Origin of the sequence: Ignatzschineria indica (assembly GCF_003121925.1) — a bacterium.
GTDB lineage: Bacteria > Pseudomonadota > Gammaproteobacteria > Cardiobacteriales > Wohlfahrtiimonadaceae > Ignatzschineria > Ignatzschineria indica.
Map to the genome: position 1 here is coordinate 82943 of NZ_QEWR01000004.1, position 17357 is coordinate 100299.

Below are 17357 nucleotides of genomic sequence, written 5' to 3' on the forward strand. Positions count from 1 at the left end.
AATACTAAAAATTACTGAAAATTATTAAAAAATGTTAAATAGTTGGTATAAATATCAAAATAAATATCAAAACTAACTCAACAATGGTTGTACGGCGATTGTTGCGCCTATTGTTGAGAGGCGATAATCTTTTCAATGGCACTGCTTGTTGAGTATCCATCGACAAAATCGATCAGTTCGACGCGACCACCATTATTAATGACGGCATCAGCGCCGGCGATCTCTTCCACACGATAGTCACTCCCCTTTACGAGAACATCAGGGAGTACCTCACGAATCAGCGCCTCAGGAGTATCCTCATCAAAGAGCGTTACCCAGGCGACAGAAGAGAGGGAGGCGAGTACTGTTGCTCGGCTCTTTTCATCCATAATGGGACGAAGATCCCCTTTTAAGCGCTTAACAGAGGCATCGGAATTGAGGGCAACAATAAGATGATGTCCTAGCTTACTCGCTTCTTCAAGATACTTAACATGCCCACGATGAAGAAGATCGAAGCAGCCATTGGTCATCACGATGGTCTCATTATTCATCTTAGCGCGTTTTACTTCATGAAGTAGCGCTTCTTTTGACAGAACGAGGTTGTGTGGACGATCTGATTGACCAAGCTCATAGTCGAGCTCCTCTTGAGTAACATAGGAGGCGCCCATCTTTCCAACCACAATAGATGCGGCAATATTAGCTATTTTACAAGCTTGGGGGAGGGGGGTTCCTTTTGCTAGTTGAGTTGCGATCATTGCAATAACAGTATCACCGGCACCTGTAACATCAAAGACATCTTGCGCTTTTGCTGAGAATGTTACCGGCTCTTTGTCACGTTCAAAGAGGGTCATCCCCTTTTCGCTACGGGTGATCAATAGCGCTTCAAGATCGAGCTCAATGCGAAGTTTTTCCGCCTTAGCAAAGAGCTCAGCTTCATCACGACACTTGCCAGCAACGATCTCAAACTCGCTAGTATTAGGGGTTAAGAGAGAAGCGCCTCGATATTTGGAGAAGTCATCTCCTTTGGGATCGATAATCACAAATTTTCCCTGGGCTCGTGCGTGCTGGATAAGCGCTTGAGGATCCGAGAGAAACCCTTTGTTGTAATCAGATAGGACGATGAGATCATTTTCATCAATCGTTGTTTTGAGCGATTGGGTAATTTTGGCGGTCAGTGCCGGTGTAAGATCTGGCGCCTCTTCGAAGTCGCAGCGAACAATATGTTGTTGACGACTGATAATACGAAGCTTCTTAATTGTTGGGAAGCTTGCTTCCGCTACAAATTGAGTTGTGATGTGGTGTTGGTGACAGAGCTCTTGAAGTTCCTTTGCATTACCATCGACACCGACTAATCCTGATAGGGTTACAGGGCACTCCATTTTACTGATATTAAGGGCCACGTTGGCCGCGCCGCCTAAACGGTTTTCAGTATGGTTGATATTGACGACAGGAACGGGAGATTCTGGTGATATTCGATTTGTAGAGCCGATCCAATAGCTGTCAATCATAATGTCGCCAAAAACAGCAATTTTACCAATGGAGTTTTTCATGTTGGCCTCAAGTAACAGGTGGTATAACAGGTGATACAAAAATTTGATAATTAAGGTTGAGAGAAGAGAGTACGAAAGTTTTGCGTTGTGACTTGTGCGACCTCGTCGATGGAGATACCCTTCACCTCTGCAATCGTTTTCGCTACAAAGGGAACAAGTCCAGGATGGTTTGCCTTTCCGCGATAGGGGACGGGGGTGAGATAGGGGGAGTCAGTCTCAATGAGTATGCGATCAAGCGGTGCTTTTGCCACCACCTCCCGTAGCTCTTCTGCATTTCTAAAAGTGATAATGCCACTAAATGAGAGATAGAATCCAAGATCTAAACCTTTTTTAGCCATCTCCCAATTTTCTGTAAAGCAGTGAAAGATACCGCCGGCATCACGAGCCTCCTCATGGGTTAAGATATTGATAGTATCTTGGCGTGCATCGCGCGTATGTATAATAAGTGGCTTTTGAGTCTCTTTCGCAATATCGATTTGAGTAATGAAGGAGGCTTGTTGCTCTAGCTTATGCTCAACGGAGTAGTGGTAATCGAGTCCAGTTTCACCGATGGCAATCACCTTGGGATTTTCCAACATCGGTCTGAAATTTTCCATGGAAGCGGTAATTTTTGCCGGTACAGCACCAGGATGAATCCCTACGGAAAGGAAGATCTCCTCGTAAGGGGCAACTAATTGTTCCATAGCATCCCAGCGTTCAAGATCAACGCTAACACAGAGCATCTGGGCGACATGATTCTTTTTAATAGCGGCAATAAGCTTTTGAAAGTCATTATCATAAGCGGAGAGCTCCACCATGTCGAGATGACAGTGTGAATCGATAAAGTGGGTCGTATCTGCGATATTTAACATTATTATCTTCTATTGATTTTATTAATCTATTAATGATTAGCTGATGATGGTACTGAAATCGATAAGGGTATTGAATTTATGTAGCAAGCTCAAGTTTGAGATAGAGAGATTAACGTGTCGTCGCTGCATGCATTCTCAATAGTGCATTGATTCTTGTTTGGAGTAAGTTATGCTCTTTTTCAATCGCAACGCCAATTCCTTGATGATCTGTAATATGGTGAATAGATTTAGCGCTTTTGGGGGTGACAAAAGCTACTCGACCTTCTGTTTTGATAGGTGTCGGATCGCCATCGGGAAGGGTGATCTCTAAGATAATAAGATCATCGAGTTTAAATGGATAATCGGTATTAAAGAAGAACCCTCCATTTTTTAAAAATGGAAGATAGTATTGAGGAACTTGGCTAGCATGCGCAAATTTAGCTTCAATTTTTTTAGGATTACTCATATTTATTACGGATCTCTCTATCTGCGGTAATTTCGACCATATATCTATCTATGTATCGCTATCTATTATCGCATGAAGTAGAAGGAGATTCGAGATTGAGATAGACAAAGAGATTCTTTTTTTGAAAATAGATGAAAATTTGTGGGAGAAGAGGTGGGAAAATCGATTTTGCGGTATGATAGACTCTTGCAGAATAATCGATGATTGATCCATTTTTTGATAAGAGTGAGCGTAGTAGGCGTAGTAAAATTATGCTTGTGGATCAACCTCACGATTCTGACTTTAAAGAATTTAAGGATATAGATGAGAGCATTAGAGATTTCCAACTTAACGGTGAGTTATAAGGCGCATCCTGTTGTTCATCACTTAACGGCTCAATTTCCGTTAGGGCAGAGTTGCGCTATTGTGGGACCTAATGGTGCAGGAAAGAGTACTTTACTGAAGGCAATTATGGGGCTCGTACCCTATTCGGAAGGGGTGATTACCCGCAGTGAAACATTGCGAGTCAGTTATCTATCTCAGATCTCCCATATTCGTCGTGATCTCCCTTTAACGCTCTTTGAGTTAGTCAGTGCCGGAGCGCTTAACCAGGTTGGGCTCTTTCGACGGCTCTCTTCTGATATTCACCAACGTGTCTTTGCTGCACTTGAGTTCGTTGGGCTTGAGAATTTTGGTGAGCGTAGTATCGATTCTCTCTCCGGCGGGCAGTTTCAGAAAGCGCTCTTTGCGCGGATTGTTGTTGAAGGTGCAGATCTAATTCTTCTAGATGAGCCATTCAATGCGATGGATGCGAGAACTACGCAGGAGCTTTGTTATCTTATACAGCGCTGGGAAGCTGAGGGAAAGACCGTTATTGCCGTTCTTCATGATCTTCATTTGGCGCGACAATACTTTAGTAATACGCTTCTTTTGGCGCGGGAGAAGATCGCTTTTGGTGCTAGCCGAGAGGTTTTAACGGAAGAGAATCTTCTTAAAGCGGAATCGGTCTCTCTCGGATGGGAGAGTGATTCTTGGTGTGAGGCATAGCTAATGATCGATCTATTGAATCTCATTTTTATCGACCCCTTTGTTGATCTCCCCTTTCTTCGAAGAGCGCTTGCAGCATCATTGATGATCTCTGTCTCATCAGGTTTGGTGGGGGTCTTCCTCTTACTCAATCGGATGAGTCTGGTGGGAGATGCTCTCAGTCATGGCGTTTTGCCAGGAATTGCGATCGCTTTTCTCTTTTTTGGATTTAATATCTATGCGATGAGTATTGGCGGTGTTATAGCGGGAGTCTTGATAGCGATTATCGCCTCTATTATCTCTAACTATACTAATTTAAAAGAGGATGCGAGCTTCGCTGCGCTCTACCTGTTATCGTTAGCAATCGGTGTTGTTCTCATTATGGAGATTGGCTCACAAGCTGATTTGATGCATATTCTTTTTGGTTCTGTCTTAGCGGTAGATGCATCATCACTCTATCTTGTGTGGGGAGTGCTTTTGACGACGTTACTTCTACTCTCCATTATCTATCGGGCACTTCTGCTCTATATTATTGACCCGCTCTACCTGAAATTAAAGAGTGCCGGCGGACTCTTCTACTATGCGCTCTTTCTCTTTTTAGTTGTTCTCAATCTTGTCGCTTCCTTTCAGGTTTTAGGAACATTGATGACGGTTGGTATGATGATGATTCCAGCTATCTCTGCGCGTCTATGGAGTAATCGTATGGAGGTGGTACTTCTGATTGCTATCTTGTTAGGGGCTATCGGTGCATATTTAGGGTTAGTCGCTTCAGTTCACTATGATATTGCTTCGGGGCCGATGATTATTATTGTCTTAGCCTCCTTCTATCTGATCTCCTTGCTGTTTGGAATTGAGGGGGGTATTTTAAGGCGTAAAGGGGGGCGACGTCATCGGAAGGCTTAGGATCGTTTGCTCAATTAGGGGTGATTTTGAAAGGGATTGATTTGAAAGTTTATTGAAAGCTTATTGAGAATTTTTGATAGATTAATAGCTCCTTTATAAGGATCATTTATAAGCTATTAATAGCTGTTAATGATTATTAATAAATTACAAATCATATTGCAGATCATATTGCAAAACATATTGCAAATCACATTACAGATTACTAGATAATTAGAATAAGGGATAGGTCATGATTACAGTAACTTACTTTGGGAATTTAAAAGATCTTTTACAGCTAACTGAAGAGCAACTCTCTTGGGATGGGGGAGATACCGATACATTATTGGTGCAACTGCGTGGCCGTGGGGATCTTTGGGCAGAAGCATTAGCGCCGGAAAATATCTTTCGAGTGGTTGTCAATGAAGAGATGACTTTTGCCCCAATGGATTTAAAACCAGGTGATCGGGTTGCACTTTTACCCCCTGTAACAGGAGGTTAAAGATGACTATTTCAGTTGCGGTTCAACGGGAGCCATTCGATTTAGAGAGAGAGTGCGACACATTGATTGCGGCATCAGGAGATGCTGGAGCCTTAGTCCTCTTCCAGGGAATGGTGCGAGAGTTTGATCAAGCGACTCCCTTAGCGAAGATGGAACTAGAGCATTTTCCGGAAGTAACAGAGAGAGAGATTATACGTATTATTGAGATCGCTCAAAGTCACTGGAATATAGCCGGATGCCGTGTTGTTCATCGAGTGGGGGAGCTTCTCTCTGATGATCCGATTGTTCTTCTAATAGTTACGGCAAAACATCGCCTCGATGCATTTTTAGCGGCAGAATTTATTATGGATTATCTAAAAACAGAAGCACCATTTTGGAAGAAAGAGTATCTTGTCGATGGTCGATCTTATTGGGTTGAGGCAAAAAAGAGTGATCAAGAGATCTTATCCCGTTGGCAGGAGTTAGCGAAGTGGCGCAAAAAATCGTAGGCTTAATTCTTGCGGGGGGTGAAGGCCGGCGAATGGGCTACCAAAATAAAGGGCTCCTTTCATTACAAGGGCGTCGGTTAGTAGAACATGTTATTGATCGAATCGCTCCACAAGTTGATCAGCTCTATCTCTCTGCCAATCGAGATCTAGATCACTATCGAGCCTTGGGATTGCCGATTATCTCTGATGATCCAAAGTGGCGAGGATTAGGACCTTTGGCAGGTATCGCCTCCCTACTTCCCTATTTAGAGGAGAATCAACGGGTACAGATTGTCAGTTGTGATGGCCCCTTTATCCCGATCGATTTAGTCTGTCGCTTGAGAGGTGGTTTATCAAAGTTGCAGGAAGATAATTTAGAGATTAAGGCGGCCTATCCCGCAACAAGAGAACGGGAGCACTATCTCTATCTGCAAGCTTTAGGAGAAGATTTACAAGTTGTAGAATCGCTGCTTGAGGCAGGGGATTTAAGAATTCGAGCGTTGCTGAAGCAGTTATCAGCTGCGCCTATCTATTTTGATGATGAGTCTGCGTTTGTTAATTGTAATCAACCGCAGGATCTAGAAGCGCTAGAGAGGAAGAATCATGAAGAATTATGATGTGGCATTAAGAGAGTTGTTAGCAGGTATGACATTAGAGCGAACAGCGCATCGCGTAACCCTTGCTCAAGCATATGGTTGTAAACTCGCGCAAGATGTTGTGGCAAATTATGATACGCCTCAATTTGATAATAGTGCGATGGATGGCTATGCACTTTGTGATTTTTCGGGTGGTCGTAATGAGTTTAAGATTGTTGAGCGCATTATGGCGGGTGATGATGTTAACTTTTCGCTTCAGGAAGGAGAGGCTGCAAGGATCTTTACGGGAGCGAAGACTCCAGGGAATACGACTACTGTTGTAATGCAAGAGATTACAAAGGTAGAAGGTGATCAGCTCTACCTCACCGAAGATTGTCCAAAAGGGCAAAATATTCGCTACTGTGGGGAGGAGATTAAGAAGGGCGATATCCTTTTTCATGCAGGACATGTTCTCGATCCTGCGGCAATTGCACTGCTGGCATCACAGGGTGTTTGGGAGGTTGAGGTCTATCATGATCTTCGTGTTACGATCTTCTCAACAGGTAATGAGCTTAAAGAGCCATGGGAAGAGATCTCCGGCAGTGAGATTTATGATGCTAATCGCTATCAACTTCTCGCCTGGGTTTCATCGCTTGCTAAAGCTAAAGATGGTGGAATCTTAAAGGATCAATATGATGCGGTACTCACGGCACTATCAGGTGCAGCTAAAGAGAATGATCTGATTATCTTAAGTGGTGGCGCCTCTGTTGGGGAGGCAGATTTTGTTGCTAAAGCGATAACAGAACTTGGTGAATTGCACATGTGGAAGTTAGCGATCAAACCTGGTAAGCCTTTTGGTTGGGGGCGAATTGGTCAATGTCATATTATTATGTTGCCGGGGAATCCTGTGTCAGCATATGCCACCTTCTACCTGCTCGCGTATCCTGCTATTAAGGCATTGATGGGGCTCTCTCCACAATTGCCTCAACTTATGGCGACGATCAATTTTGGGAGTGACCGTATCCAGCCTCGCAGAGAGTTCCTTCGCGGAAATTATTATCAAGATGAGCGGGGCGAATATTTCGTTGATAATGTGGGGCTACAAGGCTCCGCCATGTTAAGTGGTCTTAGTTATGCAAATTGTTTAATTGAGATGAAGGAGAATCAGGCAACGGCAAAAGGTAGTCGTGTTAGAATCTATCCTTTGCCTAAAGAGGTCGCGAAAGCATAAAGGTTGAGATGAATAATATTGATAATATTGTCAAAAATGAGGTGAGAATTGCGCTCGACCAACTCCCATTTCCAATCGATGATGACGCTTGTGGGAAGTTAACACAATATTTGCAAGGTATGTTGTTGTGGAATAGAGCTTATAATTTAACTGCGATCACCGATCCTGAGGAGATGATTATTAAGCATCTTCTCGACTCATTGGTCTTGGTGCCGGAATTGCGTCAGCGTTTTCACTCTGCATCTTTGATCGATGTTGGAACAGGTGCTGGATTGCCAGGAATCCCCCTCTCTATTGTGATGCCCGATTTTCAGTTTACGCTACTAGATAGTGCAACGAAGCGGACACGCTTTATTCAGCAGATGAAGATTGAGATCGGCCTTCCTAATGTGACTGTTATTACCTCTCGAGTTCAGGATTATCAGCCGGAAACGAAGTTTGATGGTGTGCTTTCGCGTGCATTTGCAAGTGGCAATGATATGGTGAAGTGGTCTCAGCATCTTCTTAAAGAGGAGGGTATGATGGTCGCTATGAAAGGAAAAGTGATCCATTCTGAATGGGAAGATGTTGTGGATTTTCCCACTCAGGAGGTTGTGGAGTTGAAGGTACCGGGCTTAAATGAGGAGCGGCATCTGATACTTTTATCGAAATAGTTCTATCGAAATAGTTATTTGATATAATTTGACGATTAATTTGGAAAGGTAGGAATCTCCGTTGGCAACAATTATTGCAGTAGCGAATCAGAAAGGGGGGGTTGGTAAAACAACCACCGCAGTTAATCTTGCCTCAAGTTTAACAGAGAGCAAAATGAGGCCTAATGTGCTCTTAATCGATCTCGATCCTCAAGGGAATGCCACTACAGGTATTGGGGTCAATAAGAATGAATTAGAACATAGTGTTGTTGATCTTCTTTTGGGTGAGGCATCCATTGCCGATGTTATCTTAGATCTTGATAAAGCAGGTTTGCGCCTAATTGGTGCGAATGCTGATTTGACAGGAGCTGAGGTGATGTTGGCACAAGCTCAAAATGGCATCTATAAATTGAAAGAGATCTTAGCGCCGATCGGAAGTAATTTCGACTATATCGTCTTAGATTGTGCGCCTTCTCTCAATATGTTAACGCTCAATGCGCTCACTGCCGCAACAGATATCGTCATTCCGGTTCAGTGTGAATATTATGCCCTAGAAGGAATCTCAGCATTGATGGATACGATCTCCACGGTGAAAGAGGCGACGAACCCAGATCTCAATATTATGGGTGTATTAAGAACGATGTTTGATGGACGTAATACCCTTTCGGTACAAGTCTCTGAAAACTTAGCGGCCCACTTTGGAGATAAGATGTTTGAAGCGATCGTTCCAAGAAATGTTCGCTTAGCGGAAGCGCCTGGATATGGTGTGCCGATTACCGTTTATGATGCGAAGTCTAAAGGGGCAATGGCTTATACGGAGCTTGCGCGTGAAGTGATTTCAAGAAGTAAGAAGAGGTAGCTGTGAAGAAACGAGGATTAGGTCGTGGCTTAGAGATGCTCTTAAGTCAAACGGGTGCAGAGATTGCAACGGATAGTGTAAAAGTGGAGCAGGAGGGGATCAGAGAGTTACCGATAGAGCGTTTAACGCCGGGTAAGTATCAACCTCGACGTCACTTTGATCAGGAAGCATTAGAGACTTTAGCTGCCTCTATTAAAGCGCAGGGAATTATTCAGCCGATTGTTGTCCGTGAAGTGGAAGGGCAAAAAGAGGTGGAGATTCTTGCTGGGGAGAGAAGATGGCGGGCATCGCAATTAGCAGGATTGAAGAGTGTTCCAGTAATCTTCAAGCCGATGAGCGATCAGGAAGCATTAGCTGTTGCACTTATTGAAAATATTCAAAGAGAGAATCTCAATCCTGTTGAAACAGCGATGGCGCTAAAGCGTCTTATCGATGAGTTTTCTTTAACGCATCAAGAGGCAGGGGAGGTGATTGGAAAGTCTCGCTCCTCGATTACCAACTCTTTGCGTCTATTAGAGTTAGAAGCTTCTGTTCAAGCGCTATTAGCTGAGCAGAAGTTAGATATGGGCCATGCGCGAGCTCTCTTAGCACTGCCTAAGAGTGATCAGGGTAGGGTCGCATTGCAAGTGATTAAAGAGCAGTTGACCGTTCGGGCAACAGAGCAGTTAGTTAAGAAGCTTTTAGCACCCGATTCGGAAGAAGCTGCGCCGACAAAGCGTTCTGAGAAAGATCGTGATGTCCTCAATTTAGAGCGATCTTTGAGTGAGTTTTTAGGTGCACAAACAGAGATCAAACAGAAAAATCGGGGAAAAGGGGAAGTTGTTATTCGTTACAACTCACTAGAAGAGCTAGATGGGATTTTAGGGAAAATTAAACAGTAGTTGTAATTGCCACGCTTGGCTGCTACAAAATCGCTACGAATAATTTGACCTAGCCCCTCTTGCCGACTATAATCTTGGCATGAATTTAAAGGCGATGATCTGATGATTCCTAAAATTGTGATTGCACAACTCGCTGTTTTAATCCTAACAGCTACACTAGCTTGGGTTTTATATGATGGTGTGACGGCGATATCCTTGTTTGCAGCGGGTATTTCAATGTTAATACCCAATCTTTTTATGGCGGCGAATATGTTTATGGTGCGATTCCATAAGGTTTTCTTCTGGATTGGCGTCTTTTTCAATAAAATTATCATCTTAATGCTCTTTTTAGTAAGCATTCTGCTGATCAAGGATCCGAATCTATTCGCGTTCCTAATTGGGATTATAGTCGTATCACAAGTTCCCCTTGGATATGTGTTAATATCTTCTATTAGAAGAGACAAAGTAATTGTATAGAGAGAACTATGGCTAGTGAATTAACAAATGCATCGTATATTGGACACCATCTCGTTAACCTTAACCAAAGAGGGACGCCGCAAGAAGCTCATGAGTTTGTTAACTTCGGTCTCATTAACCTCGATACCGTTTTTTGGTCAATCTTGTGTGGTATTATTGTTGTTCTATTTCTTTGGGCTGCGTCGCGCAAGGCGACATCTGGGGTACCAGGACGCTTCCAAGCTTTTGTTGAAATCTTAGTAGAGTTCGCAGAGAAACAATCGAGAACATTAGTCAATGGTCCTCAAGGCTTTATTGCTCCTTTAGGTTTAACTGTGTTCCTCTGGATTGTTGTGATGAACTCACTTGACTTCTTACCTATCGATCTTGCTCCTAAAATGATTGAGGTGTTAGGTCTTTCAGACTCTCTCCCTTACCACAAAATTCTTCCAACTGCTGATGTGAGTGCTACTTTAGGTATGTCTGTAGCAGTGCTTGCAGTTGTGATCTTCTACTCTATTAAAGCGAAAGGCATGGGCTTTGTAAAAGAGCTCTTCTGTGCTCCTTTCGGTATCTGGTTAGCGCCTGCTAACTTCGTATTAAACCTCGTTGAGTTCATCTCTAAAGCTTTCTCATTAGGTATGCGACTTTTCGGTAACATGTTCGCAGGTGAGCTGATCTTCATGTTGATCGCTTTATTAGGGGCGACAGGAACATTATGGGGAATGGGTCTTCATGTATTTGCGGGAGCAGCATGGGCAATCTTCCATATCTTGATCGTTATTTTACAAGGATATATTTTCATGACATTGACACTTGTTTATCTTGGTCAAGCGCATGAATCTCATTAAAGAATCAATCGAAAGATTGTGTTTCATAATTATTTGTTAACGTTAGTATTATCTTATTTTAAGGAGTTATATTATGGGTTTAGTAGCAATCGCTTGTGGTATCATCGTAGGTCTTGGTGCGATCGGTGCAGCATTAGGTATCTCAATGTTAGGTTCTAAATATATCGAAGCATCTGCAAGACAACCAGAAATCATGGATTCACTTTTACCAAAAGTATTTATCCTTGTTGGTCTTATTGATGCGGCGTTCTTAATCGGTGTTGGTATTGCTGTATTCTTCGGTATGACTGTATTCGCAGGTGCGTAATTCCACTACACTTAAAGCTAAGTGGTAAAGACATTTGTTGTACAGGCATATAAAGGATAGGTAGTAAAATGAATATTAACGCAACCTTGATTGCCCAATTTATCGTCTTTTTCATTTTGGTTTTGGTGGTTATGAAGTTTATCTGGCCACCTTTAATCAAAGCGATTGAAGAGAGACGTGCAAAAATTGCTGAAGGTTTAGCAGCTGCAGAAGAGAGTGTTGCAGCACAAGCTACGGCTGAAGCTGAGGTAGATGGTCTTCTTAAGCAAGCTCATCTCGAAGCGGCAACCCTAGTAAGTAAAGCACAAGCTCAAGCGGATAGCTTAATTGCACAGTCTAAAGAAGAGAGCAAGGTAGTTGGGCAAAGAGAGATTGATGCGGCACACGCTAAAATCGAAGCAGAGTTGAGTCAAGTGAAAGAGAGCTTGAGACAACAGGTAGTTGCTTTGAGTATTATGGGTGCAAGCAAAATCATAGAAAAAGAAGTTGATGAGACGACTCATGCTAAGATGTTAGAAGAGTTGGCAAAGCAACTGTAATCGCCTGCTCTTCACTATTGAAGAGCATTTTGATAACTAATAAACGATGTAAGAGTAATATGTCAGAATTAGCAACAGTAGCAAGACCTTACGCTGAAGCCGTATTTATGATTGCGAAGGAAAATCCGCAAAGTGCAGATAACTGGTTGGATTTCCTCAGCTCATTAAAGCTATTAATGGGAACAGAGGCGACTCGTGAAGTGATGGGCTTACCAGAATTAGGTTTCGAAAAGAAAAAAGCATTCTTAGGTGAGTTATCAGCTAAGATTTTAAAGCGAGAGCTTACTAAAGAAGAGAATGATTTCTTACTAACCATTAGTGAAAATAAGCGTTTTGGGATTTTGCCTTCTGTTTATGACGAGTACAGAGCGCGTTTATTAGCGGAAAGAAACATTCTTGAGGCTGAAGTGCAGAGCGCATATCCCTTAACGGATGGGCAGAAAGAGATGTTTGTTAAAGCTCTTCAAAAGCGTTTTAATAAAGAGATCGAATTAACAGAAACCATTTCGCCTTCCTTGTTAGGTGGTGCTATTTTAAAAATAGATGATTTAGTCATTGATGGTTCGATTTTAGGTCGTTTAGACGGCATGATCCGATCAATGAATTAAGTTTAATGAATATAAGAGGAAGATTTAAAAGATGCAATTAAATCCATCTGAGATCAGTGATCTCATTAAATCCAAGATTGAAGAATTTGAGCTCAAGCCCGAAGAGAGTACTGAAGGTACGGTAGTAAGTTTAACTGATGGGATTGCTCGCGTTCACGGAATCAATTCTGTGATGCAAGGTGAAATGGTTGAATTACCACATGGCGTTCGTGGTCTTGCACTGAACCTTGAGAGAGATTCAGTGGGTGTTGTTCTCTTAGGTGATTATGAAAAGATTACTGAAGGGGACAAAGTCAAATGTACAGGCCGTATCCTTGAAGCTCCTATTGGTCCAGAACTTCTTGGCCGTGTTGTTGACGCACTAGGAAATCCTATCGACGGAAAGGGTGAGCTTGGTACTAAATTGACAGCACCTATTGAGCAGATCGCGCCTGGCGTTATCGATCGTCAATCTGTTGATCAGCCAATGCAAACGGGTTACATCGCAATTGACTCAATGGTTCCAATCGGTCGTGGTCAGCGTGAATTGATTATCGGTGACCGTCAAACAGGTAAAACTGCTATTGCAATCGATACTATTATCAACCAAAAAAATAGTGGTGTGAAATGTATCTATGTTGCAATTGGTCAGAAAAACTCTACGATCGCCAATATTGTAGCTAAATTAGAAGAGCATGGCGCAATGGATCATACGATCGTTGTTGCAGCGAGTGCTTCTGAGTCAGCGGCGCTTCAATACCTCTCAGCGTACACCGGTTGTACAATGGGTGAATATTTCCGTGATCGTGGTGAAGATGCATTAATCATCTATGATGACTTATCAAAACAAGCGGTTGCATATCGTCAAATCTCCCTTCTTCTTCGTCGTCCACCAGGTCGTGAAGCTTATCCTGGGGATGTTTTCTATCTTCACTCACGTCTTCTTGAGCGTGCGGCACGCGTTAACGCTGATTATGTTGAGAAGTTCACAAATGGTGAAGTAAAAGGTAAAACAGGTTCATTAACTGCATTACCAATCATTGAGACACAAGGTGGGGACGTATCTGCGTTCGTACCAACTAACGTTATCTCAATCACAGATGGTCAGATCTTCCTTGAAACAGACCTCTTTAACTCTGGTGTTCGTCCAGCAATGAATGCGGGTATCTCGGTATCTCGTGTTGGTGGTGCGGCACAAACGAAGTTAATCAGTAAGCTTGGTGGTGGTGTACGTCTTGCACTTGCTCAATATCGTGAGCTCGCAGCGTTCTCCCAGTTTGCTTCAGATCTTGATGAAGTAACACGCAGACAGTTAGCACGTGGTGTTCGCGTTATGGAATTGATGAAGCAAGCGCAATATCGTCCTTACACAATTGCTGAGATGGCACTTATCCTCTATGCAATTGAGTACAAATATGTTGATGATTTGCCAGTTGAAGAAGTTCGTCCATTTGCACAAGGTCTTATTGCATCAGCGAATGCAACAGACCAAGAGCTCTTAAAAGACATCAACAGCAAAGGTGCTTATAACCAAGATGTGTTAGATGCACTTGATAAAGTTGTTAGTCAGTATAAGAAAGGTGGAAGCTGGAAAGTAGCTTAATAAGCTGCTTTTCAGTTCATAACACATAGCAATTAGGTAGGAATTTCATGGCTGTTGGAAAAGAAATACGTAGTAAGATTAAAAGTATTAGTAATACTCAGAAGATTACTAGTGCGATGGAGATGGTTGCAGCGAGTAAGATGCGGGCTACGCAACTTCGACGCAATCGATCTCTACCTTATGCGCAACAGGTTATTAAGCTCGCTGCGCATTTGGCTGAGGCAACACCTGAAGAATTCAAACATGAATACTTAATGCCACGAGAAGTGAAACGCGTGGGAATGATTGTTGTCAGCTCCGACCGTGGATTAGCGGGTGGGTTAAATAACAACCTATTCAAGCTCGTTGTCACGAAGATGAAAGAGTGGCAGGAAGCGGGTATTGAGATTGAAATTGCCACGATCGGTAATAAAGCAAATGCTTTCTTTAGTCGATTTGGGCATGATCTTGTTGCGACTGTGAATAATTTAGGTGATGCACCTGCGTCGAAAGATCTGATTGGTATTACAACTGCAATGCTAGATCTTTTCCAAGAAGGAAAAATTGATGAACTCCATGTTTTTGCTAACGAGTTTGTGAATACAATGACGCAAAAGCCAATCGGTATTCAAGTCCTTCCTGTTATTCCAGGAACGCTTCAGAGACAGATAGGCATTGAGAGTTTAGCGGAAGATTCAAATCTTGCGTGGGACTATGTCTATGATTCTGAGCCTGTAGAGCTAATGAATACTGTATTAGATCGTTATATTGAAAGTGTGATCTTTCAAGCAGTCGTTGAAAACGTTGCCTGTGAAATGGCAGCTCGTATGATTGCGATGAAGGCCGCAAGCGATAACGCAAGCGATTTAATAGATGAGTTGCAATTGGTTTATAACAAAGCTCGTCAAGCAGCAATTACTCAGGAAATTACTGAGATTGTTAGTGGTGCAGCAGCAATCAATTAATACGACGTTAACAAAAATTTGGGTTAATAGAGGTTTAGATAGAGTATGTCAGGAAAAATTGTACAGGTAATTGGTGCAGTTGTTGACGTGGAATTCCCACGCGATGCTGTTCCAAGTATATATAGTGCACTTAATGTTGTAGGATCAAAAGATGATCTCGTACTTGAAGTACAGCAACAATTAGGTGATGGCGTTGTAAGAACGATCGCAATGGGTAGTTCAGATGGGCTTAAGCGTGGTGTTGAAGTTGTAGATACTAAGCAGCCAATCTCAGTACCAGTAGGTGAAGGTACGCTAGGTCGTATCATGGATGTTTTAGGACGTCCAGTAGACTATGCAGGTCCTGTTGAAGCTAAAGAGCATTGGGCAATTCATAGAAAAGCACCAAGCTACGAAGATCAAGCAGGTTCTACAGAAGTTCTCGAAACAGGTATTAAGGTTATCGACTTACTCTGTCCTTTCGCAAAAGGTGGTAAAGTTGGTCTCTTCGGTGGTGCGGGTGTTGGTAAAACCGTAAACATGATGGAGCTGATCAATAACATCGCTAAGGCACATGAAGGTCTTTCAGTGTTTGCGGGAGTTGGTGAGCGTACTCGTGAAGGAAACGACTTCTACTACGAGATGAAAGACTCTAACGTATTAGATAAAGTTGCGATGGTTTATGGCCAGATGAATGAGCCACCTGGAAACCGTCTGCGTGTTGCACTCTCAGGCTTAACAATGGCTGAGTACTTCCGTGATGAAGGTCGTGATGTTCTTCTCTTTATCGATAATATCTATCGTTATACGCTTGCGGGTACAGAAGTTTCTGCACTTTTAGGTCGTATGCCATCTGCGGTAGGTTATCAGCCGACACTTGCAGAAGAGATGGGTGTTCTTCAAGAGCGTATCACTTCTACGAAAAAAGGTTCGATCACATCAGTACAAGCAGTATATGTTCCTGCGGATGACTTAACTGACCCATCACCAGCGACAACGTTTGCTCACTTAGATGCGACAATCGTTCTTTCACGTGATATCGCTTCATTAGGTATCTATCCTGCTGTTGACCCACTTGACTCAACATCACGTCAGCTTGATCCATTAGTTATTGGTCAAGAGCATTATGATGTTGCTCGTGGCGTACAGATGATCCTTCAGCGTTATCAAGAACTTAAAGATATTATCGCAATTCTTGGTATGGATGAGCTTTCAGAAGAAGATAAGTTAACAGTTGCTCGTGCTCGTAAGATTCAACGTTTCTTATCACAGCCATTCCATGTAGCAGAAGTATTTACTGGTGCACCAGGTAAATATGTATCACTTCAAGACACTATTGCAAGCTTCAAGGCGATTCTTGCAGGTGAAGGTGACCATATTCCTGAGCAGATGTTCTACATGACCGGTAACTTTAACGAAGTTCTTGATCGTTACGCGAAAGAGAAGAATAAGTAAATAAGGGGATAATATGAAAACTATCAAAGTCACTATTGTAAGTGCTGAAAAAGAGCTATACTCTGGCACTGCAACATTCTTTGCAGTTACAGCAATTACTGGTGAGATAGGCGTTTATCCTGGTCATGTTCCAACTTTAGCACACCTCAAGCCAGGACAAGTTCGCTTAGAGCTCGAGAATGGTACAAAAGAGGTCTTCTGGATTTCAGGTGGTATTCTTGAAGTACAACCGACAGAAGTGATTGTTTTAGCAGATAGTGCTGAGCGTGCTGCAGATCTTGATCAAGCCGCGGTTGAAAAAGCGAGAGCTGAAGCTAAGGCTGTACTTGACTCAGGTAAACCTGAGCTCGATATTGAGAAGGCGTTAATTGAGTTAACATTAGCAAAATCTCAATTAGATGCAGTAAATAGATTGAAAAGTCTTTAAGTCGAAAAGTATTTAAGATTTTAGAGATCGACGATATCGATGATATTAAGTATCAGTAGTTAAGAAGTATTAAAGTAAAACCCACATTAAAATGTGGGTTTTTTATTGTATCTCTTTTTGTATCTCTTTTTGTATTTTTATTATATTTATCATTGTATTTAAGTTATATTTTTTATTATGCCTGTTATATATTATCGTTACCCTTATATCTTGTGATTGTTACTATTGTGCAGAGGATCGGTTATTGGCGATCATCAATTACGTTGCGATAAATTACGTTATAATAATGACGTGGAAGAGAGGCTTAATAGAACGCTTTGATAGAGAAAGGCGATATTGATGCTAACTGCTAACTGCTAATTGCTGAGCTGCTG

Annotated in this window: 21 protein-coding genes; 18 read left to right on the plus strand and 3 right to left on the minus strand. The window is 42.4% G+C overall.

Annotated features, from left to right (window positions below; translation table 11 throughout):
* Positions 1-107 precede the first annotated feature (107 nt).
* The 3 genes from hldE to DC082_RS07820 form a co-directional block, all read right to left on the minus strand.
* Positions 108-1529, minus strand: coding sequence for a bifunctional D-glycero-beta-D-manno-heptose-7-phosphate kinase/D-glycero-beta-D-manno-heptose 1-phosphate adenylyltransferase HldE (gene hldE, locus DC082_RS07810; RefSeq protein WP_229821680.1), 1422 nt, complete (start codon positions 1527-1529; stop codon positions 108-110).
* Positions 1530-1579: 50 nt separating this feature from the next.
* Positions 1580-2380, minus strand: coding sequence for a TatD family hydrolase (locus DC082_RS07815; RefSeq protein WP_109236507.1), 801 nt, complete (start codon positions 2378-2380; stop codon positions 1580-1582).
* A 109-nt stretch (positions 2381-2489) separates the two neighbouring features.
* Entirely contained in the window at positions 2490-2825 is a 336-nt protein-coding gene (locus DC082_RS07820) for a PilZ domain-containing protein (protein ID WP_094567598.1), read from the minus strand.
* A 303-nt stretch (positions 2826-3128) separates the two neighbouring features.
* Here DC082_RS07820 and DC082_RS07825 point away from each other — a divergent pair, with 303 nt between their 5' ends.
* From DC082_RS07825 to DC082_RS07910, 18 genes are all read left to right on the plus strand, one after another.
* On the plus strand, positions 3129-3851 hold the full coding sequence (locus DC082_RS07825) for a metal ABC transporter ATP-binding protein (protein WP_094567597.1): 723 nt from the start codon (positions 3129-3131) through the stop codon (positions 3849-3851).
* A 3-nt stretch (positions 3852-3854) separates the two neighbouring features.
* Positions 3855-4733 (plus strand): metal ABC transporter permease, encoded by an 879-nt coding sequence (locus tag DC082_RS07830; RefSeq protein WP_189363331.1) that lies wholly within the window; start codon positions 3855-3857, stop codon positions 4731-4733.
* A gap of 229 nt (positions 4734-4962) precedes the next feature.
* Positions 4963-5211 carry a MoaD/ThiS family protein gene (locus DC082_RS07835; protein ID WP_109236508.1) on the plus strand — a complete coding sequence of 83 codons (249 nt, stop codon included), beginning with the start codon at positions 4963-4965 and terminating at the stop codon, positions 5209-5211.
* 2 nt (positions 5212-5213) lie between these two features.
* A complete protein-coding gene (locus DC082_RS07840) occupies positions 5214-5699 on the plus strand; it encodes a molybdenum cofactor biosynthesis protein MoaE (protein WP_109236509.1) in 486 nt (161 codons plus the stop codon).
* Positions 5681-6295 carry a molybdenum cofactor guanylyltransferase gene (gene mobA, locus DC082_RS07845; protein ID WP_109236510.1) on the plus strand — a complete coding sequence of 205 codons (615 nt, stop codon included), beginning with the start codon at positions 5681-5683 and terminating at the stop codon, positions 6293-6295. The genes DC082_RS07840 and mobA overlap by 19 nt, the downstream gene beginning before the upstream one ends.
* Complete coding sequence (locus DC082_RS07850) at positions 6282-7484, plus strand: molybdopterin molybdotransferase MoeA (RefSeq protein ID WP_094567593.1); 1203 nt, start codon at positions 6282-6284, stop codon at positions 7482-7484. Before mobA ends, DC082_RS07850 begins: the two co-directional genes overlap by 14 nt.
* Before the next feature lie 8 nt (positions 7485-7492).
* A complete protein-coding gene (gene rsmG / locus DC082_RS07855; protein ID WP_109236511.1) occupies positions 7493-8137 on the plus strand; it encodes a 16S rRNA (guanine(527)-N(7))-methyltransferase RsmG in 645 nt (214 codons plus the stop codon).
* A gap of 61 nt (positions 8138-8198) precedes the next feature.
* A complete protein-coding gene (locus DC082_RS07860; protein WP_094567591.1) occupies positions 8199-8975 on the plus strand; it encodes a ParA family protein in 777 nt (258 codons plus the stop codon).
* Positions 8976-9010: 35 nt separating this feature from the next.
* Complete coding sequence (locus DC082_RS07865; protein ID WP_189363337.1) at positions 9011-9856, plus strand: ParB/RepB/Spo0J family partition protein; 846 nt, start codon at positions 9011-9013, stop codon at positions 9854-9856.
* A 102-nt stretch (positions 9857-9958) separates the two neighbouring features.
* Positions 9959-10312: an ATP synthase subunit I gene (locus DC082_RS07870; RefSeq protein ID WP_094567590.1), complete on the plus strand. Its 354-nt coding sequence runs from the start codon at positions 9959-9961 to the stop codon at positions 10310-10312.
* An 8-nt stretch (positions 10313-10320) separates the two neighbouring features.
* Complete coding sequence (gene atpB / locus DC082_RS07875; RefSeq protein ID WP_109236513.1) at positions 10321-11142, plus strand: F0F1 ATP synthase subunit A; 822 nt, start codon at positions 10321-10323, stop codon at positions 11140-11142.
* Positions 11143-11215: 73 nt separating this feature from the next.
* Positions 11216-11449: a F0F1 ATP synthase subunit C gene (gene atpE / locus DC082_RS07880; RefSeq protein WP_094567588.1), complete on the plus strand. Its 234-nt coding sequence runs from the start codon at positions 11216-11218 to the stop codon at positions 11447-11449.
* A 68-nt stretch (positions 11450-11517) separates the two neighbouring features.
* Positions 11518-11988 carry a F0F1 ATP synthase subunit B gene (locus DC082_RS07885; protein ID WP_094567587.1) on the plus strand — a complete coding sequence of 157 codons (471 nt, stop codon included), beginning with the start codon at positions 11518-11520 and terminating at the stop codon, positions 11986-11988.
* A gap of 59 nt (positions 11989-12047) precedes the next feature.
* Positions 12048-12596, plus strand: coding sequence for a F0F1 ATP synthase subunit delta (locus DC082_RS07890; protein ID WP_109236514.1), 549 nt, complete (start codon positions 12048-12050; stop codon positions 12594-12596).
* A 31-nt stretch (positions 12597-12627) separates the two neighbouring features.
* Positions 12628-14178: a F0F1 ATP synthase subunit alpha gene (gene atpA, locus DC082_RS07895; protein ID WP_094567585.1), complete on the plus strand. Its 1551-nt coding sequence runs from the start codon at positions 12628-12630 to the stop codon at positions 14176-14178.
* Positions 14179-14225: 47 nt separating this feature from the next.
* Positions 14226-15122: a F0F1 ATP synthase subunit gamma gene (atpG, locus tag DC082_RS07900; RefSeq protein WP_109236515.1), complete on the plus strand. Its 897-nt coding sequence runs from the start codon at positions 14226-14228 to the stop codon at positions 15120-15122.
* A gap of 45 nt (positions 15123-15167) precedes the next feature.
* Positions 15168-16556, plus strand: a complete 1389-nt coding sequence (atpD, locus tag DC082_RS07905) for a F0F1 ATP synthase subunit beta (RefSeq protein WP_094567583.1) — start codon at positions 15168-15170, stop codon at positions 16554-16556.
* 13 nt (positions 16557-16569) lie between these two features.
* A complete protein-coding gene (locus DC082_RS07910) occupies positions 16570-16983 on the plus strand; it encodes a F0F1 ATP synthase subunit epsilon (RefSeq protein WP_109236516.1) in 414 nt (137 codons plus the stop codon).
* Positions 16984-17357: the final 374 nt, after the last annotated feature.